This is a genomic window from Geothrix paludis, from assembly GCF_022808815.1.
Taxonomy (GTDB): Bacteria; Acidobacteriota; Holophagae; order Holophagales; family Holophagaceae; genus Geothrix; species Geothrix paludis.
Genome location: NZ_JAKZLC010000009.1, coordinates 1 through 613 on the forward strand (window position 1 = coordinate 1; position 613 = coordinate 613).

The 613-nt window shown below is 50.7% G+C and carries 1 protein-coding gene; it reads left to right on the plus strand.

Annotation, left to right across the window (positions count from 1 at the left end; translation table 11 throughout):
* Positions 1-16: 16 nt before the first annotated feature.
* Positions 17-457 (plus strand): energy transducer TonB family protein, encoded by a 441-nt coding sequence (locus MLE64_RS15620; protein WP_243319177.1) that lies wholly within the window; start codon positions 17-19, stop codon positions 455-457.
* Positions 458-613 lie beyond the last annotated feature (156 nt).

Genomic DNA, 613 nt, shown 5'->3' on the forward strand with positions numbered 1-613 from the left:
TCGTTAGGAGCCCTCGATGTTTTCCGCTCACCGGGTTGCATTGTCCATTGTTGTAATTGGAATGCCTGTCTTCTCTCAAACAGCAAAATTCAATTCAATCAGCCCAAGTGCAGAAGAACTGAAGGCATATGCAGACATTTCAAATGAGATGTGGGCGAAAATGGGGAAACCCAGTGCGCCGCTTTACCCAACTCTTTCAAAAATGGCAGGTTTCTCTGGGCCGGTAGAAGTTCTTCTTGAAGTTGATCCCTCTGGCAAAGTCACCAAGGCCAATTCACTGAAATCTACGGCCTATCACCCTTCCTTGGCTCCCACGGCCATATCCTGGAGCTCAACCTTGAAGTTCCCGCCGACTGAATCAACGGAACCCATAGCTCGAAAATTTAGAATATTTGTTGTCTTCTCAAAGCCGGAAAGGGTGGAGATTCGCCCCAGCTTGGATACTCAGTTCAATTAGGTTCTGAAGTCACGATACGACTTGTCCGGGGCCCCTAACCCTCCGCTCAACTCGGACCCAGCCTGCATTGTCTTCCGCTCTATCTCAACTTCTCGCTTCCTCGGCTCCGCTCAACGCCTCGGTGCAGGCGGGGCCGGTTAGCTTCATTCGTTAGGC